Origin of the sequence: Vagococcus sp. CY53-2, from assembly GCF_022604695.1 — a bacterium.
Taxonomy (GTDB): domain Bacteria; phylum Bacillota; class Bacilli; order Lactobacillales; family Vagococcaceae; genus Vagococcus.
Map to the genome: position 1 here is coordinate 662,999 of NZ_JALAHP010000001.1, position 25,145 is coordinate 688,143.

General features: G+C 32.9%; 20 protein-coding genes. 7 read left to right on the forward strand and 13 right to left on the reverse strand.

What is annotated here, in order from left to right:
• Positions 1-176: 176 nt before the first annotated feature.
• From MN581_RS03205 to glsA, 8 genes are all read right to left on the reverse strand, one after another.
• A complete protein-coding gene (locus MN581_RS03205; RefSeq protein WP_241699179.1) occupies positions 177-1,685 on the reverse strand; it encodes a helix-turn-helix domain-containing protein in 1,509 nt (502 codons plus the stop codon).
• Between the two features lie 51 nt (positions 1,686-1,736).
• Entirely contained in the window at positions 1,737-3,206 is a 1,470-nt protein-coding gene (locus MN581_RS03210; RefSeq protein WP_241699180.1) for a response regulator transcription factor, read from the reverse strand.
• Positions 3,199-4,926 carry a sensor histidine kinase gene (locus MN581_RS03215; protein WP_241699181.1) on the reverse strand — a complete coding sequence of 576 codons (1,728 nt, stop codon included), beginning with the start codon at positions 4,924-4,926 and terminating at the stop codon, positions 3,199-3,201. The genes MN581_RS03210 and MN581_RS03215 overlap by 8 nt, the downstream gene beginning before the upstream one ends.
• Positions 4,916-5,521 (reverse strand): DUF624 domain-containing protein, encoded by a 606-nt coding sequence (locus MN581_RS03220; protein ID WP_117973087.1) that lies wholly within the window; start codon positions 5,519-5,521, stop codon positions 4,916-4,918. The genes MN581_RS03215 and MN581_RS03220 overlap by 11 nt, the downstream gene beginning before the upstream one ends.
• 107 nt (positions 5,522-5,628) lie before the next feature.
• Entirely contained in the window at positions 5,629-7,062 is a 1,434-nt protein-coding gene (locus tag MN581_RS03225; protein ID WP_304466099.1) for an ABC transporter substrate-binding protein, read from the reverse strand.
• Between the two features lie 59 nt (positions 7,063-7,121).
• Complete coding sequence (locus MN581_RS03230; protein WP_117973088.1) at positions 7,122-8,048, reverse strand: carbohydrate ABC transporter permease; 927 nt, start codon at positions 8,046-8,048, stop codon at positions 7,122-7,124.
• A gap of 15 nt (positions 8,049-8,063) precedes the next feature.
• Positions 8,064-9,005 carry a sugar ABC transporter permease gene (locus MN581_RS03235; RefSeq protein ID WP_117973089.1) on the reverse strand — a complete coding sequence of 314 codons (942 nt, stop codon included), beginning with the start codon at positions 9,003-9,005 and terminating at the stop codon, positions 8,064-8,066.
• Between the two features lie 165 nt (positions 9,006-9,170).
• A complete protein-coding gene (glsA, locus tag MN581_RS03240; protein WP_117973090.1) occupies positions 9,171-10,097 on the reverse strand; it encodes a glutaminase A in 927 nt (308 codons plus the stop codon).
• Between the two features lie 228 nt (positions 10,098-10,325).
• Here glsA and MN581_RS03245 point away from each other — a divergent pair, with 228 nt between their 5' ends.
• Positions 10,326-11,765, forward strand: a complete 1,440-nt coding sequence (locus MN581_RS03245; RefSeq protein ID WP_117973091.1) for an MDR family MFS transporter — start codon at positions 10,326-10,328, stop codon at positions 11,763-11,765.
• Between the two features lie 289 nt (positions 11,766-12,054).
• Here the strand turns inward: MN581_RS03245 and tkt are convergent, their stop codons facing one another.
• Entirely contained in the window at positions 12,055-14,055 is a 2,001-nt protein-coding gene (tkt, locus tag MN581_RS03250) for a transketolase (RefSeq protein ID WP_117973092.1), read from the reverse strand.
• A gap of 97 nt (positions 14,056-14,152) precedes the next feature.
• On the reverse strand, positions 14,153-14,395 hold the full coding sequence (locus MN581_RS03255) for a DUF896 family protein (protein WP_117973093.1): 243 nt from the start codon (positions 14,393-14,395) through the stop codon (positions 14,153-14,155).
• Between the two features lie 145 nt (positions 14,396-14,540).
• Between MN581_RS03255 and lexA the strand changes: the two genes are divergently transcribed.
• From lexA to MN581_RS03285, 6 genes are all read left to right on the forward strand, one after another.
• Entirely contained in the window at positions 14,541-15,161 is a 621-nt protein-coding gene (gene lexA, locus MN581_RS03260; RefSeq protein WP_117973094.1) for a transcriptional repressor LexA, read from the forward strand.
• 111 nt (positions 15,162-15,272) lie between these two features.
• Complete coding sequence (locus MN581_RS03265; RefSeq protein WP_117973095.1) at positions 15,273-15,461, forward strand: hypothetical protein; 189 nt, start codon at positions 15,273-15,275, stop codon at positions 15,459-15,461.
• 48 nt (positions 15,462-15,509) lie between these two features.
• Positions 15,510-16,553, forward strand: coding sequence for a M42 family metallopeptidase (locus MN581_RS03270; protein WP_199500905.1), 1,044 nt, complete (start codon positions 15,510-15,512; stop codon positions 16,551-16,553).
• A 359-nt stretch (positions 16,554-16,912) separates the two neighbouring features.
• Positions 16,913-17,533 (forward strand): 50S ribosomal protein L25/general stress protein Ctc, encoded by a 621-nt coding sequence (locus MN581_RS03275; protein WP_117973097.1) that lies wholly within the window; start codon positions 16,913-16,915, stop codon positions 17,531-17,533.
• Between the two features lie 155 nt (positions 17,534-17,688).
• Positions 17,689-18,861: a hydroxymethylglutaryl-CoA synthase gene (locus MN581_RS03280; protein WP_241699182.1), complete on the forward strand. Its 1,173-nt coding sequence runs from the start codon at positions 17,689-17,691 to the stop codon at positions 18,859-18,861.
• 20 nt (positions 18,862-18,881) lie between these two features.
• Positions 18,882-20,159, forward strand: coding sequence for a hydroxymethylglutaryl-CoA reductase, degradative (locus MN581_RS03285; protein ID WP_117973099.1), 1,278 nt, complete (start codon positions 18,882-18,884; stop codon positions 20,157-20,159).
• A 37-nt stretch (positions 20,160-20,196) separates the two neighbouring features.
• On the opposite strand, the gene MN581_RS03290 is transcribed toward MN581_RS03285, so the two are convergent.
• The 3 genes from MN581_RS03290 to MN581_RS03300 form a co-directional block, all read right to left on the reverse strand.
• Positions 20,197-21,978, reverse strand: coding sequence for an oleate hydratase (locus tag MN581_RS03290; RefSeq protein ID WP_117973100.1), 1,782 nt, complete (start codon positions 21,976-21,978; stop codon positions 20,197-20,199).
• A 130-nt stretch (positions 21,979-22,108) separates the two neighbouring features.
• Entirely contained in the window at positions 22,109-22,888 is a 780-nt protein-coding gene (locus MN581_RS03295; protein WP_241699183.1) for a sulfite exporter TauE/SafE family protein, read from the reverse strand.
• A 68-nt stretch (positions 22,889-22,956) separates the two neighbouring features.
• Positions 22,957-25,110 carry a UvrD-helicase domain-containing protein gene (locus MN581_RS03300; protein ID WP_241699184.1) on the reverse strand — a complete coding sequence of 718 codons (2,154 nt, stop codon included), beginning with the start codon at positions 25,108-25,110 and terminating at the stop codon, positions 22,957-22,959.
• Positions 25,111-25,145: the final 35 nt, after the last annotated feature.

Consider the following 25,145-nt stretch of genomic DNA (forward strand, 5'->3'; position numbering starts at 1 on the left):
TTAATCACAAGTAACTCATGATTCTTCAACTATCAAGTATACTTCAAATCACCTGTAAATTAAAGTATATAATAGATAGTTTCAAATTAAAATAAGATAACCCTACAAATCTCTTAATATTTTATTAAGAATACAACAACAAAGCGATAAAAAAGGCTTTAAGAAACGTATATTTCTTAAAGCCGAATCATGTCACTTTTCTCTTGTACCAAAAGTTGTAATTTTTTTCCAATGTCTATTAAATCACGTTCTTTAATTGGATAATCAAATAATTGGACATGTGGAGAATAGCGATTCATTTCTTCTAAAGTATTTGGAATATTAGTTAAAACCAAATCTATTCGTTTTGTTTCATTAAGTGTCTTGAATACTATATGATAATCATACTTATAACGATGCATAATTCTTTCTTCTATATCTCGTATTACAAAATAGGGCAAATCTGTATCGAGATAAATTGTAATTTCTGATTCATAATATGTTAATGGCTTAACTGATGAAAAAAGTAAAATATATTTTTGTAACAAAAAGTCTTTCATCAGAAATAAATCATTTCCTGTGTCTTTATATAACTGATGAATCATCTCTAACATCTTACGTTTTAAAACTGGATACCGATCATTTATTTCATTAATAACATAATGACCATCCACGTCAACATGAACTCGTTTAAATAACCGTGAAAACATGTGTGCACAAAAACTGGTAATAAAAAAACGATCTAGTAAATCAGTCGGTATCTTACTAAACGTTTTTTGAAACAATTCCATAAATTGTTGTGTAGCCAAATAAACGTCTGATTGTTGACGTTTATGATAAGACAATATTTCCTCTTTAAAAATGGAAGACTCGTAAAATTTGGTTTTAATTTGTGAGACAACAGCATAAAAATAAACTTCTGACTCAGAATAAATATTAAATTCTTGCATTAAATTTTTCAAAAAGGATAATTTTTCAAGTAAAACATCCATATTAACATAATTTCGCCAATCTTCTTCCATCTCTATAAAATGTTTTTTTCTAAGACGAATTAAATTTGTTGATAGCACGTAAGCTAATTGTTTTCTCTGAATAACAGAAAAAGTTAAGTGATTCGTTTCAGAAAACAAATCAACCGTTTGATACATAATATGCTCATTAATTGTTTCAAATGGCCACTTCATTCCTTTATATAATGTCCACATCATAATATAAATAATTAATCTGATTTGTTTTTCATTGCCAATAATAGCGTATGTTTGTCTAGACAGAGTCAAGTCATACAATTCAAACAAAACTTTAATTTTTTTAAGCGATGATTTAACAGAATTAACGCTAATATAATAGTCTACTACGTATTGATCAATTATTACACCATCTTCTACAATAAGGTGCTTTAAAAGTTGAATGGTCTCGTCCTGCTCAAAAATATAATTCTTTAATTCAATATATCCAGACTCACTCTCTAGATAAATGCCACGATATTTTTCAAAATAAATCATGACATTTTTTGTTGAGTAATCATTAAATGCTACCGTCAATTCACGTATTTGGTGTATATACCTTTGAGCTGTTCTTTCAGTAACATTGATATGTAATCCAATCTCTTTTGTTGTATACCATCGTTTATTTTCAGAAATCAGTTCCAATATAGTTAATAATTGTTGGTTTGTCGAATTTAGTAATCGAAACATTTGCTTTTCCATCAGCTCACCACTTTTCGTGTACTATTTTCTTAATTCTACTTTTATTATGTGTTATTTTTTATATTTTTCTCTAAATTCTTTTGGCGTCATACCATTTAATTTACGAAACATTTTTAAAAAATACGTCATATTATTATACCCAATTTCAAAGGATATCTCATTAATTGTTAAATCAGTATGCAATAACATATCCTGAGCTTTTTCAATACGTAATTGGTTTAACACCTGAGCAAAACTACGTCCGGTTTCTTTTTTAACAAGTTGGCCCAAATAAACTGAATTAACATGAAGTTCTTCAGATAGTCGCTTAAGAGTCAAATCCTTCTTGTACTCTTTATCGATAATATCCATACTCTTTTGAACTAGTTCTGAGTAACGTTGCATATTCTCATCCATACTTTCAGTTAGTTCAAGTAAATAAATCAGCCAATCTTCTAACTCTTTAATATTATGAGATTGCTTTATTTTTTCTAATGTTTCATTATAAATCGCTACACTTAATGAAGGGAAGCGGCGATAAATATCCGTAAATAATAAAAACGTGACATGACGGACGTTATCAGGTAGAAAAGCAAGTTGTCGCATTTGAGAGAATATCCCTTTTAATTTGGTAATCGTCTCATTCATGTCACCAACCATTAATGCTTTATTAAAAGACATAAACTCGAATGTCTCATCATCAAGTAGATTCAACACGTTTGTTGATGAGTTACTCAAAATTTGTTTATTATCATAAAACACAGAAAAAGTCATCATAGCTAACGCCTGTTCATAACTTTCATAAACATTTTCCCACTCCTGTACCAATTCACCCACACTTAATTGATAATCTTCTTCTATTGTCTGATCCATCTGTAATAAAAAAGTTGATAATCCCTTTTTAGAGCCATGATACACAATAATCGTATAAAACGTGTCTTCGTTTTCTTGAATTACACATAATTTTTGTCCCATCGCCAAACTATATTGCCTTATAGTATCCGTATAAACGTCATTGGCACAGATAATAACAGCATAATCATCAAGTTTCTCTACATCAAAATGCTGAATAAAATTATGGTATTCTGATTCATTTAACTCATCATTTAACCATCTAATTAATAGCATTTCGTTATATAAACGTTCTTTTTGTTTTTCTTGTCTATCATGATTTAACTCTTCTTTTATCATCATTACTTTTTCAGTTAGTTCATTTTTGTCCACCGGCTTTAACAAATAGCCTTTAATGCCAAGCTCGAGTCCTTGCTTTACATACATAAATTCTTGATAGCCAGATAAAATCAGTATTTCTGGGGTCATGCCTGTTTCTTTCATGTAACGGATCAAATCAATCCCTGACTTTTCAGGCATATTAACATCGGTAATCACTAAATCAACAGAATGATTCTCCAGATAACAAATCGCATCCTCTGTTCTACGACAAGTAGAAACCACTTCAAATCCTAAGTCATTCCATGGGATGATTTTTTTTAACCCCTCTAAAATCATGTACTCATCATCAACTAACAAAACGCTATACATCCACACTCACATCCTTCGGTTGATAAATAATGATTTGTATTTTAGTTCCCACACCAATTTGTGATTCAATTACTAATTCAACGCCATTTGAAAAGTAGTTTTGCATACGCTGATACACATTCTCCAGTCCAATTGATCCAGATAATAATGTATCACTACCTTCTAGTTTTTCTGTGACTTCTTTTAATTTTTCTGTTGTGATCCCTTTTCCATTATCTTCCACTAAAATTTCAACATAAGAGTCATGTGTCGTTGCTTTGACACTAATAGCATTATCAATACGCGAGTGATCCATTCCATGAATAAAATAATTTTCAATCAAGGGTTGAATCATAAATTTTGGAATCGTAAAATTTTTGAGTGATTCATCAATAATAAAATGATACGCAACACTGTCTGGAAACCGCATTTGGTACAAGTACACGTATTTTTCACAAAAACTTAATTCTGATTCTAAATCAATGGTTTTAGCTTGATCGATATTATTTCGTAACAACGATGAAAAAGCAAAAACAACATCCGCCAACTCCATTTGATCCTTGCTAATTGCATACATGCGAATATATTCTAATGTATTATACATAAAATGAGGATTAATTTGTGACTGTAACGCGCGTAAATGAGCATCACGCTGTTTAACCTCTAAAACATACACATCTTGAATATATTGATTTAAACTCACAATCATATCATTCACCGCATCTGATAAATCACATAATTCCATTTTCATATCTGTTGTATCAATTTGTGCCGATAAATTTCCTTGACTGACTTCTTTAGTAACTGATACAATACTGTTTACTTTTTTAGCATAGTTACTAAAGACCCTTTTTAAACTGACTAATAAAAAAGCAATGACAAATAATCCCACTCCCCATACAGGAATTAGCGAGTGTAATATATCTTTCGTCACGTTTGATTTATCTAAAATAGTTAACACAGTCAAGCCCTTAACTACCTCATCATTAAAGACTGCTTCTTTTTGTAATGTTGTTCTATCCAGGTCACCTGTTTTTTGAAAATTTTCTACTATCTGATTAATTTTTTTATCATTCAGTGATGTTCCATGTTCATACACCACTTGATGCCCAGTATCAAATACAAATGTCTTAACAGCATAATCATTGGCTAAGTCTTTTGATAAAAACATGTCATCAAACGTCACATAAATATGCCCCACCATCTCACGTGTATTTGGTATAGGAATTGGTCGTGATAAAGTGAAGTCCTTTGATATTACCGGTTTCCCTTGTAAAAACACACCATTTGTTTTTCTAGTATCAGCATGTAAATAATCCTCTCTTCCATCCCACACGATGTCGATTGTTTGAATTGATGGAAAACTATAAAACAAATTATTTAACACATTTGGGAAAAAATCATTATTATTCGTTTCACGCCAGTTATCCAATGAATATTCTACGTATTCACTAATGGGTAACGTCATAAATTGATTTAAATTATCAAATTGATTTGGTGTTAACGCAATATCCCATAAAATCCCAGACAACGTTGCATCTTTCACTTGAATAGATGCTGTTAATTCTCTAGAGACTGTATCTAATACTTTTTTGGAATCATCCCTAGTAAAATTAACTGTTAAAATCGTATAACCTATTAAAATAATCCCAATTGACCCTACTAATAGCAAACTATAAATTGTCATTAATTGATTCATTAAAATATTTTTTGAAAATAAACGATGTAATTTAGCTTTCATTTCCCACTAACCTTTTTTCAACAAACTCTCGGTTATGTTTTGTTGCAATATTATTCCATGCTGTCCACAGTGCAAATGTAGCAAAAAGCAATAAACCTTTCATCCCCCAACTAAATCCTAAAATAATAGCAATCCCAATTAATAATTTTAAAAAAGAAGAAAAACTTAAAAAGACACTAATACACGATAATTTAATTAACTGTAATATCGGTAACTCATACTCTGATTCATACACTAATACATATTGATAAGACACGAAAATGAGTAAGCTCATGGTTAATAATAAAAAGTCGATGATTAGCCATAACAATCCCTTAAGCTGGACAGATAGGTATAAATTATAAAATAAAATAGCTAAACAGCCATTGTATAACCAAAATAATTGATTACTCCGAACAAAATGACCTTTAAATGATTCCCACGCTTTATGAAACGTTATTTCTTTGTAATCAAATTCAGATTCAACAAATAAATCATTCATCATTTGAAGTGCTGGACCTACACCAAACACAACTAGTCCACATAAACTAAATAGAACAAATAATAAATTTAATTTAACTATTAACCATACACCTTTAAATCCTTTGTCAATCATCACTTTCACCTCTTCTATTTTTTTATATCATACCATTATTTAATACCTATTCAATGATAATAATGTGAAAAGACTGAAACACTTTTGCTCGTTTCAGTCTTTCTCTATTATTTACTTGTCTTTAAAAAGTCATCCAATTGAGATTGCATTTCTTTTTGTACTTTATCCCATCCTGCCGTTTCCAAATCCTTATTTAATTTCGGTAATGTTTCTTTTGGATCAACTGTTCCGGTATTTAGACTTGCTTTATAACGATTCATGACGTTTGCAATGTTAGTAATTTCAGTTTTTACAGGAGCTGTATTAAAGTTAAATCCTAAGATTGGTGACACTTCTGCATTTTTGATGCTTTCATCACGTTCTTTAATTTTTTCTTCTGGTAATGTATCTTGTGTGTATAAAATCATGTTGTTCCCTGTATTCCAAGCGGCCATATGCATATTTGGTTTATAACCGTCTAATAATTTAATACGATTGTCACCAACTTTTTCCCACGCTTTGCCTTCAACACCCCAAACTAATCCATTTAATAAAGTTGGATCACTGTTTAATAATCCTAAAAATTCGACTGATTTTTCTTTATTTTTAGAAACGTTTGATACAGCAAAGTTTGCCATTTGAGCTTGTGCTGTTGTTTTTAATGGCTTAGTAATTGCTTTTGACACTAATGGATGACCAGCAGCATTACTTAAAATTGTATCACCATAATCCATTGGTCCTTGTGTTTCTTCACGCATAAACCAAGTATTACCTTCTAAAGGATAACCCGTTGTGTTTGTTGATGCATCTGTTGGAATCAATTTGTCTTCATACCATTTATGCATTAATTCTAAGTTAGACACAAAGTCTGGATCGTCATATTGATTAATAATTTTGATACCATCTTTACTATCATTTTTCACAGCAAATGGGTATTCTTTTCCTAATGGGTAATCATAATCTCCTGATAATTGGAATGATTGTCCAATAGCAAATGGCGCTATACTAGGTTCTTTCTCATGAAATTCTTTTAATACTTTTTCAGCATCTGCATATGATTTAATATCATCAATGTTTAAATTGTATTTATCTAAATACTCTTTATTAAATGTTAGAACTTGTTGACCATACACATTCCCATTCACTGGAAAAGCATATAATTTTCCATCAATTGTATTTCCTTTAATATAAGCTTCATCCAGTTGCTCATAAGCATCTTTAGCATATTTAGGAGCTAATTCAGTTAAATCAGCATAAGCACCTTTTTGCGCATTTGCCACATAATTTGAAGCAAAAGAGATGTCATAGTTTTCGCCTGAAGCAATGATGGTACTCATTTTCTTGTCCCAATCACCCCAACCAATATATTGTAAATCAACTTTTACATTAATGGCTTCTTCAATTTGCTTATTAGCAATTGACATCAACTCATCATAATTTTCTGGTTTATCGCCAATTTGATACATCAATAAAGTGGTGACATCACCATCTTTTCCGCTACTTTTTTTATCATCTGCTTTTTTATCTCCACCACAAGCTGTTAACGCAAGGGTTGCCACAATCGCAGTCGACGCAAATAAAAATTTCTTTACATGTTTCACTAATAATTCCTCCTAAATAGTTATTCTTTTACTCCACCAATTGTTAATCCGCCAACAAAATATTTTTGGAAAAACGGGTAGGTTATTGCTATAGGTAATGTTGAAATCACGACAATCGCCATACGAGCTGACTCGCTTGGTAAGGCTGCTAGACCTCCTGATACTTGAGCACTCATTCCTGCATTTTGTGCTAGATAGTCTAAGTTATTTTGAATCTTCATTAATAAATACTGTAATGGAATTAAGTTGTCATTTTGTATATAAAGTAACGCATTAAACCAGTCATTCCAATACCCAAGGGCTGCAAATAAACTAATCGTTGCAATACCTGGTACTGCAAGTGGTAATACAATACGAACAAAAATCTTTAATTCACTCGCGCCATCAATTCTAGCTGATTCGATAATACTATCTGGAACATTTTTTCTAAAGAAAGTCCGCATAACCAAAATATTAAATGGTCCAAGGGCTAACGGTAAAATCAATGCCCATATCGTATCTTTTAATTGAAGTAAGTTACTCATCACTAAGTAATTTGCCACCATACCAGGTACAAATAACATCGTAATTAAAGCAAACAGTGTAAAAAATCGTTTAAATGGAAAATTATTTCTAGAAATCGCATAAGCGTATAAACTAGTTATGGTAGCATTTACAATTGTTCCCACAACTGTGACGAAAATAGTCACTCCAAATGAGCGTACAATTTTAGCTGACATGTTTCCAGAAAAAATATATTTGTATGCTTCAAATGACCACTCTTTTGGGAAAAAGCTATATCCATTTGCTGTTAATGCCGATTCACCTGTCAGTGAAATAATAATGACAAAAATAAATGGGATTAAACAAGAAATAGCAAATAACGCGATTAAGATACTGAAAAACAAATCCACTTTTGGACTAAAAGCACGTATTTCAACCTTCTTAACTTTCTTTTTTTCTCTCAATATTACTCACCTCCATTAGAATAATGCTGCATCTGGATCTAATTTTCTAACAATTGCATTAGTCCCTAATAATAAGATACTTCCTACAACTGATTGATATAAACTTGCCGCAGCTGACATCCCAATGTCCCCTGTTGCCGTCATACCATTGTAAATATAAGTATCCAGCACAGATGTCACTTGATACAATGCACCAGAATTCATTGGAACAGAATAGAACATTCCAAAGTCTGCTCTAAAGATACCTCCAATGTTTAAAATTAATAACACACTCATCATTGGGATAATTTGTGGAATGGTCACATTTTTGATTTGTTGCCACTTGCTTGCACCGTCCACCATTGCTGCTTCATAATATGTTGGATCAATCCCCATAACTGATGCATAGTAGATAATACTGTTGTATCCCAGACTCTTCCATACATTTAAGATAACAAAAATTAATGGCCACCATTTTGGATCAGCATACCAATTAATTGATGTTTTTCCATTTGATAATAACAAATGATTAATGATACCTTTATCTGGACTTAAGAATGCGTATACAAAATAGGAAATAACTACCCAAGACAAGAAATACGGCAGTAAAGACATCGTATGATAAACTTTTACTGCTCGTTTATTTCTCAACTCACTCATGATAATGGCAAACGCTATAGCAAAAAACAAATTAAATGCTAAAAATACAATATTATAAACCAATGTATTTCTAGTAATTAACCACGCATCACTTGAGGCAAATAAAAATTTGAAATTTTCAAACCCAACCCAAGGACTCTGTTTTAAACTAGCAAAAAAACCATCTGGAGATATTCTAAAATCTTTAAAGGCAACCACATTAGCCATTACTGGAATATAGAAGAAAAAAATAAACCAAATCATGCCTGGTAAAGCCATCAAAATTAAGGCCTTATATCGAACAATGTCAGACCATGTTTTTTTTAATTTATTGCCCATTTGTTTCCCTCCCTCATAACTTATAGATACAGTATAATACTGAGGTCTCATTTTTTTAAGAAACAAATTATAGTTTTATCTAAACAAATTATAGTTTTGTCTCATAAAAACATTTTCAAATTAATTTTTTAACCACTTTGGATACGTTAATATGATTTTAGTTTCTTAATCAAAGATATTTATATGTAATTTAGTTACTACGTCTTTTAATAATCTCACCCCTGCCAAACTATTTCCTGACTTATCTAGTGGCGGACTGAATACTCCAATCCCAAATTGATTGGGCGAGACACCCATCAATCCCCCACCAACACCACTCTTACCTGGTATACCAACATGTGCAGAAAACTCACCCGACTCATCATACAATCCAGCAGTTGTCATAACAGATTTAACCAGTGTGGCAGATTCCTCTGAGATAAGTCGCTTATTATCCCATGGTTTAATTCCTTTATTGGCTAAAACACTTGCCATCATGGCGATATTTTCAGTAGTTACATTCAAAGAACACTGCTTAAAATAAACTTCCAATACGCCTTCAACCTCTTTTGAGAGCATATTATTCCCTTTTAAATAATAAGCTAGTGAACGATTAATATCTCCAGTTTTTGCCTCTGACTGATAGATTTCCTCATTTAAAGAAATGGTATTATCATGACAGATTTCTTTAATAAAGCTTAGCAATCTACTATAACAGTCATCAGGAGAACTTCCCTGAATTAACGATGTTGTTTCAATAGCCCCTATATTAACAAAAGGATTAAGTGGGTGTTTATCGTGATTTATTTCCATATTAAGAGGTGAATTAAAAGAAAAACCAGTGGCTTCAGTGTTTATATGGTTTAATACATTAGACAAACCATTGTCCTCAATGGCTAACAATAATGCTGGCACTTTTGAGATACTCTCAATAGCAAATTTAACAGAAGAATCACCTACTGATAACATATCCCTTGTTTTTATATTATACAAAGTTATCCCTAGCTGGTTGGGATTCACTTTTGCTAGAGCTGGGATATAATGAGCGTTTTGACCTTCACTACAATATGATTTATTTTTTATCACCAATTGTTCTAATTCCTTTTGATTCATTATCCATCATCTACTTTCATCCAATTTTGTCATAATATCAGTTTGCCTCACACAAAAGAAAAAATAATGTTATTTTTACAAATCTTCTTAGTTTTTTATCCTACGGCAACTGGTCAACATGACAAAATAAGATATTCTACGAAAAATGACAATAAATCATAAACATTTTCATTAGTTTTTCAAAAAAGTAGCGTAATATCACATCATATGATTTAAGGAGGGATTTTTATGGAACAACCAATTGTCAAACTCAAACATCGTAATATATTAGTCATTACAATTATTATTGGAAGTTTTTGCACTGTTTTAAACCAAATGCTTCTAACAACTGCTTATCCTGATTTAATGCGCCAATTTTCTGTCTCAACCTCAACGATTCAATGGCTGACAACCGGATTTTTATTAGTCAATGGTATAATGATTCCAGTTAGTGCTTATTTTATGAATAATGTTCCCACTAAAAAATTATACATTGGGGCGATTACTCTTTTTTTAATAGGAACCATTATTTGCTTTGTCTCAACTTCTTTTAACCTCTTATTATTTGGTCGAATCATTCAAGCTATGGGAGTTGGTATCTCACTTCCTCTTTTACAAACCATTATGTTAAGCATCTATCCTGAAAATGAGCGTGGTAAAGCACTAGGTATTGCAGGGATTGTTATCGGTCTTGCTCCAGCTATTGGTCCAACGCTTTCTGGTTGGGTTATCGATACTTTCAACTGGCGTTACTTATTTGGCTTACTTATCCCCATCATTCTTTTTGTTATCGTTCTATCTATTATTTTTATGCAGAATGTGCTTCCCTTGCATCCTTCAAAAATAGATATTCCTTCACCTATCCTATCCACTCTTGGTTTTGGTAGTTTACTTTATGGGTTTTCTCTTGTCGGAGATCATGGCTGGACAGATCCTCTTGTTCTTTTATTACTTATTTTAGGGACTGCCCTTGTGGTGATTTTCTGCAAAAGACAACTTAAAATCAGTAACCCTTTTTTGCGTATGGAGGTCTTTAAATCAAAATTATTTATTAATACAACCATTTTAAGTGGTATTGTGAATATGGCTATGGTTGGTGCTGAAATGGTACTCCCTCTCTATATCCAAAATGTTCGTGGGTATAATCCATTTCATTCTGGATTAGTGTTATTTCCAGGTGCTTTAATCTTAGGCATTATGATGCCCATTACTGGTAAATTATTTGATAAGTATGGAGAAAAATATTTATCAATTATCGGAATGAGTTTACTAACAATTGGGACTGCTTGTTTATGTACACTAAATGAAAAAACACCTATGCATTTTATCACCATTATTTACGGCGTCAGAATGCTAGGTGTCAGTATGGTTATGATGCCAATAACCACAGCTGGTATGAATTCACTACCTGATACTCTCATTAGTCATGGTTCCGCTGCAAATAATACAGCAAAACAATTATTCAGCTCTATTGGGACAGCCATCTTAATTAGTTTCCTATCTCAAGCAACCCTAAAAGATATGCCGCATAAATCACTTCTGTTAAGTTCTCCTATTACTTACAAATCAGATGTGTTATCTGCTACTTTACATGGTTACAATATTGCCTTTATCGTCGCAACACTATTTTGTGCAATGGGTCTAGCGCAAGCCATTTTTATGGGCATGAACAAATCTTTGAATAAATAAAATAAAAATCTATGTCAACAAAGTAACATTGACATAGATTTTTATAAATAATGATTAGTTTCATAGTTCTAAAACGTGTATGCATTGAAAGGAACCTTAGTATGTTTTTTGGAAGCATTCAAAACAATATAGCGAGTTAAAATAAGGCTTAGTCCTTAATCAACTTTTGTGGCGCTTTTTTTATTTTTTACTATTATACAACACTATCTATTCACACCACTAACTAATTATAAATTATATCATAATAAACAAAAAAACCCGAAAGTTTAAAAACTACCGGGTTTTTTTATTATAAAGAATTAAATGTTTTTACAACATTTTCTACTGTAAATCCGTATTCTTCAATCACTTTATTGCCAGGTGCACTGGCACCAAATCGATCAATGCCCATCGTTTTTCCAGACAAGCCAACATAACGTTCCCAACCAAATGTTGCACCCATTTCGATTGATACACGCTTGCTCACTGATGAAGGTAACACACTTTCTTTATAAGCTGTATCTTGTGCGTCAAATAAAGTAGTCGATGGCATTGAAACGACTGACACATCCACGCCTTCTTTTTCATACAACGCTTTTTGAGCATCCATTGCCAATTTAACTTCTGATCCAGTCGCGATTAAGATTCCGTCTGGTGTGTCACGTTTTGATGGAGATAATACGTATGCTCCACGTCCCACGCCTTCATAGGCTTTTTCTTTTGTTCCTTCAAGAACAGGTAAGTTTTGTCTTGATAAAGCTAAAACAGTTGGTGTCTCCGTTGACGTTGCGGCCAATTTCCATGCAGCTGATACTTCATTGCCATCAGCTGGACGAATTAAGTTTACATTTGGTATCCCACGTAAGCTTGATAACTGTTCGATTGGCTCATGCGTTGGACCATCTTCACCAACCGCAATCGAATCATGTGTTAACACAAATGTGACAGGGGCTTTTTGAATCGCTGATAAACGTAACGCTGGACGTAGGTAATCAACGAATACAAAGAATGTTCCACCATAGACACGTGTTCCACCATGCAAAGCAATCCCATTCATTGCTGCTGCCATACCAAATTCACGAACCCCAAACCAAATATTACGGCCTTCATATTGTCCTGGTTCAAAATCTTTTTCAGCTGCCACCATGGTATTATTTGATGATGATAAATCGGCAGATCCTCCCCAGAATGATGGGATTTCTTTAGATAAGACTTGAATGGCTTCTTTACTTGTCACACGACTTGCCGCACTTTCACCAAGTTCATATGTTGGTAAAACAGATTCCAAATCAACTGTCACGTCACCTTTGAAGGCTTCTTCAAATTGTTTCGCTAGTTCTGGATAAGCAGCTTTATAATCAGCAAATTGTTTTTGCCACTCTGCTTCTGCTTTTTCACCTTTTTCTACCATATCAGCGTGGAAACGTGTTGCGACTTCTTCTGGTACAGTAAATGCTGGGTAATCCCAACCGTAAGATTTTTTAGCAAACGCCACACCTTCAGCTCCAAGTGGTGCACCATGAACTTTGTTTGTCCCTTCGTTTTCAGCACCAAACCCAATCACTGTTTTGACTTCAATCATGGTTGGTTTTGTAGTTTCTTTTTGTGCGGATTCAATAGCATTCGCAATTTCTTCTAAATCATTGCCATCTTTGACTAAAATGTGTTGCCATCCTGATGATTCAACACGACCTTTAACGTCTTCCGTAAATGACTTATCTAATGGTCCGTCTAATGAAATACCATTTGAATCATATAACACAATTAATTTACCAAGTTTTAAATGACCAGCTAAACTGATTGCTTCTTGAGAAATACCTTCCATTAAATCACCATCACCACATAAAGCATACGTGTAATGGTCAACGATATTAAATTGATCTTTGTTATATGTTGCAGCGAGGTGCGCTTCTGCCATCGCAAATCCAACACTCATCGCAATTCCTTGACCTAATGGACCAGTTGTTGCTTCTACCCCATCTGTATGATGAACTTCAGGATGTCCTGGTGTCAAACTATCCCATTGACGGAATTTTTTTAATTCCTCCATTGGTAAGTTATAACCTGACAAATGAAGTAAACTATAAAGCATTGCAGAACCATGTCCTGCCGATAACACAAAACGATCACGGTCTACCCATTGTCTTGATGTTTTAGGATTGACCTTTAAAAATTTTGTCCAAAGAGTATAAGCCATTGGAGCTGCCCCCATGGGTAATCCTGGATGTCCTGAATTTGCTTGTTGAACCATGTCTAAACTAAGGGTACGAATTGCATTCACACCTAGTTGATCAATTTGATCAAATAACATATAACGCCCTCCTATTTAGGTTTTTTTTACCTTTATTGTATTTTACATCTAATAATATTATTTTACAAGCGTTTTTATAGAAATAACACATGCAATTTTATCGATCATGTAATCCTTTTTCTTTTTGGATTTGTTTTAATTTCTCAGGAGTAACATCTGTCCCCTCTTCATCGACTACTTTCATTCCCTCAATGTGATTTCTCATACCTTTTCTAAAACTATGTAAATATTCTTCCCTCAATAATTGTTGTTCTTTTTTTTCAACGTCAGTTAGTCCCTCAGTTGTTTTTGCTTTCTTTGCTAGCTCATTAATTCTTGCTAATTTTTTTTCACTTAACATAAGTCACGACCTCCTTAAAGTACTACCTAAATAGTAGCTTAAAAAAGATAAAAAAACAATTATATATCGTTCAAACGTACGAACATGCGTTTGATTTTAAGAAAAAATTATGTTACACTCAAAAAAAAGGAAATGAGGTATCATCATGTCAACTAAACGTTCTTCTAGGCAATTAGACGTTTTAAAATATATTCATGAACAAGTTGAAAAAAAAGGGTATCCTCCAACTGTAAGAGAAATTGGAACAGCTGTTAACCTTTCATCAACGTCTACTGTTCATGGTCACTTATCACGTTTGGAAAAAAAAGGATTGATTACTCGTGATCCAACTAAGCCCAGAGCAATCGAATTAACAAATGAAGGGTTAAAAATGATTGGCGTTAACTCTCCTTTTATTCCAATGCTTGGTGTTGTAACTGCAGGTGAGCCAATCTTAGCTGTTGAAGAAGCATCAGATTTTTTCCCATTACCTCCTGACTTAAAATATGAACAAAACAGTTTATTCATGTTAACCATTCGTGGAGATAGTATGATAAATGCTGGGATATTTGATGGTGATCATGTCATTGTAAGAAAACAGTCATCTGCTATTAATGGTGAAATTGTTATTGCTATGACAGATGAAAATGAAGCAACATGTAAAAGGTTTTTTAAAGAAAAAAATCATATTAGATTACAACCGGAAAATGATACATTAGAACCAATTATCTTAAACAGTGTCGCTATTTTAGGTAAAGTGGTTGGACTTTATAGAAATCATATTTAATAAAGCATAACACTATGCTTTATTTTTTTCTTTACAAAGGGAACGGATGTTTGTATAATATATTCAAAGATAAGAACATATGTTCTATCAAATAGTTTAAGGAGTGGTTTTATGTTTGCTATCAGAAGATATGCTCTAATTTTAATTGTCTTAATTATTGGTGTTATTTTAGGTAATATGGGATTAGATGTTGCATTAATTATATTGACCCCACTTGTATTATTATGGTTAATGCTTTGGGATGAAAAAAGTTATCGTCGCTCTCAACAAAAACATAACCATCTATCCTATAAAAAATAAGCATTGCTTTTTATGAATGATTCATCTACCCTTAATTAAAAAGAAAGGATGAGTCATTTGTATAAAGATACTATTGAATTAACAAAGGAATTAACCAATATTCCTTCTCCAACGGGAGATACTAAAAAAATTATTGCATTTATTAGTAACCTATTAAATAAATCTGGTTATAAGCCTTGTATTAATAATAAAGGAAGTTTAATAATCACTGTTCCTGGAACAAATCAAGAGAAACAACGATTTATTACTGCTCATATTGACACGTTAGGTGCTATGGTTCGTGCCGTTAAACCAGATGGTAGGTTAAAATTGGACTTAATTGGTGGGTTTCATTTCAATTCAATTGAAGGTGAATACTGCACAATTCATACTCAAAATAACGGAGACTACACAGGTACGATTTTAATGCATCAAACTAGTGTTCACGTTTATAAAGATGCTGGAACAGCTAAACGCGACCAACAAAATATGGAAGTTAGAATTGATGAAAAAGTATTTTCAAAAGATGAAACAGAACAACTTGGTATTCAAGTAGGAGATTTTATTAGTTTTGATCCAAGAACAATTATTACACCATCAGGATATATAAAATCTCGTCATCTAGATGATAAAGTTAGCGCAGCTATTCTAATAAATTTTTTAATCAATCTAAAAGAAACCAAACAAACCTTGCCATACACAACCCATTTCTTCTTTTCAAATAACGAAGAAATCGGTTATGGTGGAAATTCAAATATTGATTCTCAAGTTGTTGAATATGTTGCAGTTGATATGGGAGCTATGGGAGATGATCAACAAACAGATGAACACACCGTATCTATCTGTGTCAAAGATGCTAGTGGTCCTTATCATGTAGACCTTCGAAATCATTTCGTGTCACTGTGCAAGGAGAAAAAAATTCCTTACCAATTAGATATTTATCCTTATTATGGTAGTGATGCATCTGCTGCAATGAAAGCTGGAGCAGATGTTAAACACGGGCTAATTGGAGCAGGTATAGAGTCAAGTCATGCTTATGAAAGAACCCATAAAGATTCTATTGACGCTACTGAACAATTAGTAAGAGAATATTTATTTAGTTCTTTATCATAACAAAAAAACAAACTCATGGAGTTTGTTTTTTTGTTTAAAACTATATCACTTGACCTTTTCTTCTTTTCGTCGTATGGTTAGTTCATAAGCTTATATTATAGTGTGGTTTAAAACCATGATGAGCAGGCAATATATGGATTGCTTAAGTCCTTAGTCACCATATTTAACTTATTAATTAGTATTTAATTATTAAGATTGCCTCAAAAGGTATAATATAATCTTATTGTTCGTTATTGATAAATTTAACACACTTATCAATATCACCTAGATTAATCGATTAGCTCATCACAACGATTACGTCTACATGAACTAAATAACGAACTAATTAAGATGTTATATTCTAAAGGAGGAAATTATTTATGTCAGTAGTGTTAAAAGTAGAAGAAAGAGCAACTAGACCAAGATCTATCCGCAGAAAACTTAGAGAAGAAGGACGTGTACCTGGAGCTGTAAATGGTAACGGTATACAAAATCTATCAATTTCTGTTGATGCCCGTCAACTTGAAAAAGATATTCGTGAAAATGGATTAAATGCTGTTTATGTATTAGAGTTAGACGGTAAAAAAATTAGTACATTATTACATACTTATGAATTAGATACATTCACTAAATCATGGATTCACGTAGAATTCTTAGCAGTAGATATGTCTCAAGAAACTGAAGTAGAAGCTGAATTATCACTTGTTGGAACTTCTAAAGGAGTTAAATCTGGTGGTATTCTAGAACAAAACTTATATAGTGTTATTGTATCAGCTACTCCAGATAAATTACCAGAACGTGTTGAAGTAAACATTGAAGATTTAGAAATTGGAGATTCTTTAGTAGTTGCTGATATTCCTAAACATGATGAGTTTACAATCATTACAGATGCAGAAGAACAAATTTGTGCTGTAGTTGAAATGGCTGCTCCTGTTGAAGATGAAGCTAACGATATCGTTGCAGAACCTGAGTTAGTTAATGCTAAACCTGAAGAAGCTTAATTAAAAAATATACTAAACAGAACTCTTTTTAAGAGTTCTGTTTTTTTATACTTTAAGAGATTACTAAAATCACTGAAGAAGTTCCACTCTTTATCTCTTTCTATGATAGAATACTTATAAATGACTCTTATTCTAAAAGAAAGTAGGTTAAATGTATGGTTGGTATAGATAAAATAAATTTTTACACCCCAAACACATATATTAAATTAGAAGAACTAGCAAATTATCGTGGGGTAGATCCTGATAAATTTACTATAGGCATTGGACAATCAAAAATGTCTGTTCCTCCTATAAGTCAAGATACAGTCAGCATGGCTGCAAATGCCGCCTATCCTCTACTTACAAAAAATGATTTAAATAACATAGATTTAATCGTTGTTGGAACTGAAACAGGTGTCGATGCATCAAAATCAGTTGCTTCATTTATTCATCAACTACTAGACATCCATCCTTTTGCAAAATCAGTTGATTTAAAACAGGCATGCTATGGTGCGACAGCCGGTTTAATGATGGCTGTTGACTTTGTTAAACTGCATCCAGATAAAAAAGCATTAGTAATTGGATCAGATATTTCACGATATGGACTAAATAGTTCTGGCGAAGTCACACAAGGAGCTGGTGCTATTGCAATGATTATCAGCTCTTCACCTAGTATTTTAGAAATTGAGGAAGTATCCGTTTCTATGACAAAAAGTATTTTTGATTTTTGGCGACCAAATTATTCTAAAACAGCCATTGTCGATGGCAAATTCTCAAATGAAGCGTATATTTCTTTTTTCAGTGAGTTATGGGTAGAATATTCTAAACGGACTAATCTATCACTAGAAGATTTTTCTGCTTTTTGTTTCCATTTACCTTATACCAAAATGGGGAAAAAAGCTTTACTACCAGTTTTGGAGAAAGAGGCACCAAAAAACAAAGACTTATTACTAGAAAACTACCAATATAGTACAAACTACTCTCGTGATATCGGAAATATTTACACTGGTTCATTGTATTTAAGTTTTATGTCCTTGATTGAACATGCGTCATCTTCTCTTACCGCAACTGATCGCATTGGTTTCTTTAGTTACGGTAGCGGTGCTGTAGCAGAAATATTTACCGGAAAATTAGTTGATGGTTTTAAAGATTCTTTATTAGCAGCTGAACATGAAAAACTATTAACCAATAGAATGGATTTATCTATCGAAGACTATACGACGATGTTTACCAAAGAATTAAGCATCGATTCAGATGGTAATCATTTGTTTAATCAAGATAAAACAGACAATGGCATCTTTTTCTTTAAAGGTACTGATAATCATCAACGTCTGTACGGTAAAAACTAAATTTCAAGGAGAGTATTTTAGTGACGAATTTATTTAATAAGTTTTATAAGAAAACACGAGATGAAAGACTCTCTATCTTACTTAGTGAGCATTATCTAGACGACAAAGACTATTGCTTGTTTAAAAACAATTCACCTTTAGATAATGACGTGGCTAATTCTCTGATTGAAAATCAATTAACTCAATTTCCACTTCCTTTAGGTGTTGCACTGAATTTTCTGATTGATGGTGAAGAAAAAATCATTCCAATGGTTGTTGAAGAGCCTTCTGTTATAGCTGCTTGTAGCAATGCTGCTAAATTAGCTAGACCCAATGGTTTTAAAACATCTATCGAAACTTATTTGAAACGCGGGCAAATTATCTTAACAGGCGTAACGAATCCAAATGACGCTAAAAAGCTAATTTTGTCACAGGTTGATATAATTAAAGAAGTCGCAGATAACGCTCACCCATCAATCGTAAAACGTGGTGGCGGGTTAAAAGAGATTACTTGCGACATTTTTGAATCTGAAAACGGTGATGATACATTTTTAACTGTGTATTTATTAGTAGATGTCCAAAAAGCTATGGGAGCGAATATTATTAATACGATTCTTGAAGGGGTCACCCCACTTATTGTTGATTTAGTCGGTGGTGAAGCACTGATGTCTATTTTGAGTAACTATAACACCGAATCCCTTGTCACTTCGACTTGCTCGATTCCTTTTGATAAACTTGGAAATCAATCAACTAGTGGGAAAAACATTGCTCAAAGAATTGAAAAAGCCACTCAATATGCCAACCTCGATACATATCGTGCTGTCACTCATAATAAAGGCATCATGAATGGTATTGATTCTGTTGTTATTGCAACAGGAAACGATCCGCGAGCTGTCTCGGCTGCTGCTCATGCATATGCTAGCAAGAACGGTACGTATCAAAGTATGACAGAATGGCACGTGCAAGATGAGTACTTAGTTGGGAAACTGACTTTACCGATGTCAATTGGTAGCGTGGGAGGAGCTATTTCGGTTCTTCCTATGGCACAAGCAAATTTAAATATGATGTCTATATCAACGTCTGAAGAACTTGCTAGAATAATTGTTTCAGTAGGTCTTGCTCAAAACCTTGCCGCACTAAAAGCACTGGTTAGTGATGGTATTCAAAAAGGGCATATGAAATTACATGCAAGCTCTTTAGCTATACAAGTTGGCGCCACTGGGGATGAAATAGAACAAGTCACAGAAAAACTAAGACAGTCTCCCCATATGAATACCCAAACAGCCACAGATATTTTAAACCAATTAAGACAAAAATAAAAAGCAACTCCAGTTTCATTTGAAGTTGCTTTTTCAATTATAATAAATGATTATCTTTTAATAACTCTTCAACAAATGTGCCTTGAATTTTTTTCAGTTCATGTTTTTCAACCTTACTCATTAACCAAGGTACTTTTATTTCAGGGAGAGTTTTCTTATCTGTTAAATAATAAGTTGCACGAAGTAATGTTCGAATATCAAATGCTGATGCGAATACTTCAGGTACGCCTCTATCAACGTCCATTAATTCATACACAGCTTCCATCGCTGTTCTAACAGAATACTCTGTTGTAAACACTGTGTCTCGTTTCGTTTCAGCAAAATTTCCAATGAATGCTAGATTTTTAGAACCATTTGGGACAACTAATGGTCTATCACCATTTGCTCTTGGCATAAAGTAAGACGTAATAAATGGCATATAAGTTGGGATAACATTAACAGAATTTTTAGCTAAATCATCAATCTTATCAACGGGTACCCCGATATGATACAACCATTCTTTCGCTATTTCTTCACCAGTACATGAGGTAATTGGTTTCTTCACATAATTTCCATCTTTGTTTGAACACAATGCGTAAAACCAGATAACTAATTCATCTTTAGGTTGTTTTTTAAAGTGCGGTTGACGATTAATAGTGTAACTTTGACGCCAATTTGAATCTTCAGAATAGACAATCCCACCTGTCACAACACGACCTGAATAAGGATCTCTTTTACTGATATTTTCAAGATATGGTGCTATTTTTTTATCTAATGTTGTAATTGTAGCTGATATAACCCAGCTTTCACTTGGTAAGTTTTCACAGAATTTTTCTGGGTGACCAAATTCATCACATTGTTCAGCTAATTTTTTCCATAGATTCCAACTACCACCAAGATCTTCTGTACTTGGAATTGGCGCTGGTGTTGTTTGTGTACCATAAGTTGAACTTTCAGTGATTGAACCATTTGTTACAAACACTAAATCGTCTTCTTTTAACTCGATTGTTTGTTCTTTACCGTCTACTATTAATTCTAATTTTTCAGCTATTTTTTGATTGTTAGAACAATTCACGATGATATTATCAACTTTTGTATTGTATTGAACTGTCACACCTTGCTCAGTTAAATAGTCAACTAATGGCATCACCAGAGATTCATACTGATTGTATTTTGTGAATTTCAATGCACTAAAATCTGCTAATCCATCAATATGATGCACAAAACGCATTAAGTAGCGACGCATTTCCATTGCTGAATGCCAGTTTTCAAAGGCAAACATTGTACACCAATATTTCCAAAAATTAGAGTCAAAAAATTCTTGTGAAAAGACTTCATCAATTCTTTTATCTTGTAAGTCATCTTCTTTAGTTAAACACAATGAGATAATTTCTTTTAATCCCTTTTCAGTCAATGTAAATTTTCCATCCGTATCTGATTGAATACCTTGACTATGAATCAAGCGACATTCGGATGAGTTGGGGTCTTCTTTATTTAACCAATAAAATTCATCTAATACTGAGGCATTTTCTACCTCTAACGATGGAACTGAACGATATAAATCCCATAAACATTCAAAGTGATTTTCCATCTCACGACCACCACGTATAACAAAACCATAGTGATCTTTATCAATGCCATCAAGAGATCCACCTGGAAGTGGTAACTCTTCTAAAATCGTAATTTTATTACCTGGTAATTGAGCATCTCTGATTAAAAAAGCTGCTGCAGATAATGAGGCTAATCCTGAGCCTACTAAATAAACAGCTGAAATTTTATCTGTTCTTTCTGGTTTCTTTGGTCGAGCAAATGCTTCATAATTTCCATTACTTGTATACATTATCATAACCTCCAGTATTTGTTTCTACTCTTACTAAAGACTATTCTAACGCACACAATCTAAAAAAACATTTTATTTAACGCGTTTAAAATGACAAAAGAGACCATTTGTTCCTCAAAAGTTAAAATTCTTATAAGAATAATTTGTACGCATTATAAAAATTGACAAAAAGAACTCCAATTATCACAAATTGATAAATTGTCGTCACTTTTTCTGACGATACTATTTTACTTAAATAGGCTCCTAAAAAGCCACCAATAATACCAGCTGGAATGATATATATAAGTAAACTTAAATCAAATTGAGAAAATCCGGTACTTACTGAAATCGTGATAACCTTTGATAATTGTGAAAAAAGAATCGTAATAATAGAATATACTGTGGCATCTTTAATGGGTACTTGAAACAGCATCATCAATAGAGCCACATTTAAAGGTCCTCCCCCTATTCCTAGAAAACTAGCAATCGCTCCTAAAAATAACCCACATCCTAGAATAGAAATCGTACTGTTTAACTGGTACCCTCTCCAGTGCTTTTTACTATATGCATATGAAAAGAGTAACGTTGCAACAATCAAGACGATTTGAACCAATGAGACGATCTTTTCAGAAGGCATGATACCAACTAATTTGTCCAATCCAAGACTGCCAAATATACCACCTAAGACAGAACCAAAAGATAGCCATAATGCAAATGACCAATTTATTTTAATCCCATTTTGTGCTTGCCTGATTGTTGAGACGATCGACATACTTAAAACAGCTACAGTTGAGTAAAATGAAATACTTAATACGTCATGAAATCCTAATGTATCAAATAATGGTTTGATGATCACTCCTCCACCCATACCTGATACGGCACCTATACTATTTGCAAAAATAATAATGAAAAAATAAACCCAACCAACCATGTTTTCCCTCCTAAAAAAGACTACTTACCTCCTAGTTTATCGGGTGATAAGTAGTCTGTCTATTAATATTAAAATAAATAAGATAGAAGTGGCGAGATGTTTTTATCGTACGCAATATACAGTCGATTCATAGCACGAGAAAAGGCTGTATATAGTATTTTTTGATCTCTAATGTCATGGTAATGCTCACTTGACGCACCCCAGAGTAGCACATTATCAAATTCAAGACCTTTAGCTAAGTTAATACTTGTCACCTGCACATTCAATGACTCGTCAAACCAACGTTCAAGTAATTCTTTTTCGTCCTCTGTTTTAACAATAATGGTTAATGTTTCGCCGTTCAATTCTGTTAAAATATCCGTTACGATTGTGTTGATATCAGATAACTCGTTATACTGAATCAGCACAGGTTCGTCTCCTTGTGGTCTGATTGGCACAATTGTTGCATTTTTTGATAAAGATAATTCATTAAATGCTTTCGTAATAGCCCCTGTCGAACGATAACTCGTCAATAGTTGATAGGTCGTTAATTCTTTACCATCAGAGGTAAACAATGCTTCAATTGCTTTAAATGGTGTGTTTGTATTAAAAATAGCCTGATTCTCATCCCCCACCATAGTAAAATCACTTTTTGGAAACAACAACAGTAAGAATTGTAACTGTGCTGGAGTGTAGTCTTGTACTTCATCCACTAAGACAAATCGCATATTTGGCATAGTAAGTCGTTCTACGTAATAATGTGTAATCGTCAATATTGCAATAGCTTCATCTAACGTAATAGGAGCCATTTGTCTTTGATATGTGACACCCGAAAATCCTTTAAATAATTCATTAAATAAAATCTCCTGATTTAGCCAACGATAACGATTGATTTGCTGTGTTACTTTTTTATATTTCTTTCTTAAAAGTTGTTCAGCATAACGTGTTAAGCTTTTTTCAGAATCATCTTGGATTAAATGCCCAAAGTATTTTTCTTGTTGCTCTTCTGTTAAAGATGTGACTTGGTCATGGATTTTTTTAGTTCTAGATTGTTTGATTAAACGTTGATTCCAACTACTTAACAAGCGTTGTTTTACTCCTTGTACTCGGTCAACATGCGGACTATTGTTTGGTGTTTCATCAAATAATTGTTTGATATGTTCCTTTGAAATAATCGTTTTATCACGTAGTGTAATATCATCAAACAATTTACTACTATCAAACTCTCGATAAACATTATCTTTTATGTAATGAATAAACTGACCATCTCTTAAGTACTCTGTTTCTTTTGACACGCTCTCTTTAGAAATTCGTTTGAAATAATTTTCTTCTGACTCAATATGTCGACGCATATAACTTTGAGCAAATTGTAACAATGTCATGTTGCGTGGATTTTTTTCTCCTAATGATGGCAATACGTCTGACACATATTGAATAAACGCTTTGTTTGGAGACAGTATCAACACATCATCAGAGGTAATGTCATCTTGCATATTATATAGTAAGTACGCGATTCGTTGCATAATAGCTGATGTTTTCCCACTACCTGCCACTCCATTGACTAACATATAAGGCGTACTTGTGTCACGAATAATCACATTTTGTTCTTTTTGAATTGTCGCTGTGATGTCCCGCATTTTTTTGGTATCATCTTTTGCTAAAGCATCGAGCAATACATCATCTTGAATCGACACCATCGTATCGAAATAAGTAATCAGCTTGTCTTTTTCAATGACAAATTGACGTCGTTCTTCAATGGATGTTTCAATGGCATTTCCTCTCACGTTATATGATGAAGGGCCTATTTCATTATTATAGAATAATTCAGCTATTGGAGAGCGCCAATCATAAATCAAGTTATCATTACTAGCATCTGAAAAACCATGCATCCCAATATAAAAAGACTCTGGCTCTTCTTCATCTAAAAAGTCGACTTTAATTTTTCCAAAATATGGATTTTCTAATAATCGATTAACTTTATCTAAAGTGACTTCACCATTTCTAATTTTGATATTATACTGATCAATTTCACGATTTTTCATTTCTATTTGCGAAAAACTATCTAACTTATCAGATATGCCATCTACATTTAGTTTAATGTCTTCTGTAATTTTGCTCATCATCGTTTGACCAGATTGCTTTGTTTCATTTAACCACTCACTAAGTGTTTTCTGTGTTTTCTGCAACTGATGATACGTTGATTTCAAATAATCTTCTTCTTGTTGTCGAATTTTTTCAGACAATGATGTTCATTCCTTTCAACATGGAACTGCATTAT

What these genes read in the sequence shown, in the direction of transcription:
- glsA (WP_117973090.1), bottom strand. Translation starts at nt 10,097, where the DNA reads ATGAATCAAAAGGAATTAGAACAATTGGTGATAAAAAATAAATCATAT.
- MN581_RS03270 (WP_199500905.1), top strand. Translation starts at nt 15,510, where the DNA reads ATGAGTCATTTGTATAAAGATACTATTGAATTAACAAAGGAATTAACC.
- MN581_RS03275 (WP_117973097.1), top strand. Translation starts at nt 16,913, where the DNA reads ATGTCAGTAGTGTTAAAAGTAGAAGAAAGAGCAACTAGACCAAGATCT.
- lexA (WP_117973094.1), top strand. Translation starts at nt 14,541, where the DNA reads ATGTCAACTAAACGTTCTTCTAGGCAATTAGACGTTTTAAAATATATT.
- MN581_RS03280 (WP_241699182.1), top strand. Translation starts at nt 17,689, where the DNA reads ATGGTTGGTATAGATAAAATAAATTTTTACACCCCAAACACATATATT.
- MN581_RS03205 (WP_241699179.1), bottom strand. Translation starts at nt 1,685, where the DNA reads ATGGAAAAGCAAATGTTTCGATTACTAAATTCGACAAACCAACAATTA.
- MN581_RS03210 (WP_241699180.1), bottom strand. Translation starts at nt 3,206, where the DNA reads ATGTATAGCGTTTTGTTAGTTGATGATGAGTACATGATTTTAGAGGGG.
- MN581_RS03295 (WP_241699183.1), bottom strand. Translation starts at nt 22,888, where the DNA reads ATGGTTGGTTGGGTTTATTTTTTCATTATTATTTTTGCAAATAGTATA.
- MN581_RS03290 (WP_117973100.1), bottom strand. Translation starts at nt 21,978, where the DNA reads ATGTATACAAGTAATGGAAATTATGAAGCATTTGCTCGACCAAAGAAA.
- MN581_RS03265 (WP_117973095.1), top strand. Translation starts at nt 15,273, where the DNA reads ATGTTTGCTATCAGAAGATATGCTCTAATTTTAATTGTCTTAATTATT.
- MN581_RS03255 (WP_117973093.1), bottom strand. Translation starts at nt 14,395, where the DNA reads ATGTTAAGTGAAAAAAAATTAGCAAGAATTAATGAGCTAGCAAAGAAA.
- MN581_RS03215 (WP_241699181.1), bottom strand. Translation starts at nt 4,926, where the DNA reads ATGAAAGCTAAATTACATCGTTTATTTTCAAAAAATATTTTAATGAAT.
- MN581_RS03220 (WP_117973087.1), bottom strand. Translation starts at nt 5,521, where the DNA reads ATGATTGACAAAGGATTTAAAGGTGTATGGTTAATAGTTAAATTAAAT.
- MN581_RS03245 (WP_117973091.1), top strand. Translation starts at nt 10,326, where the DNA reads ATGGAACAACCAATTGTCAAACTCAAACATCGTAATATATTAGTCATT.
- MN581_RS03235 (WP_117973089.1), bottom strand. Translation starts at nt 9,005, where the DNA reads ATGGGCAATAAATTAAAAAAAACATGGTCTGACATTGTTCGATATAAG.
- tkt (WP_117973092.1), bottom strand. Translation starts at nt 14,055, where the DNA reads ATGTTATTTGATCAAATTGATCAACTAGGTGTGAATGCAATTCGTACC.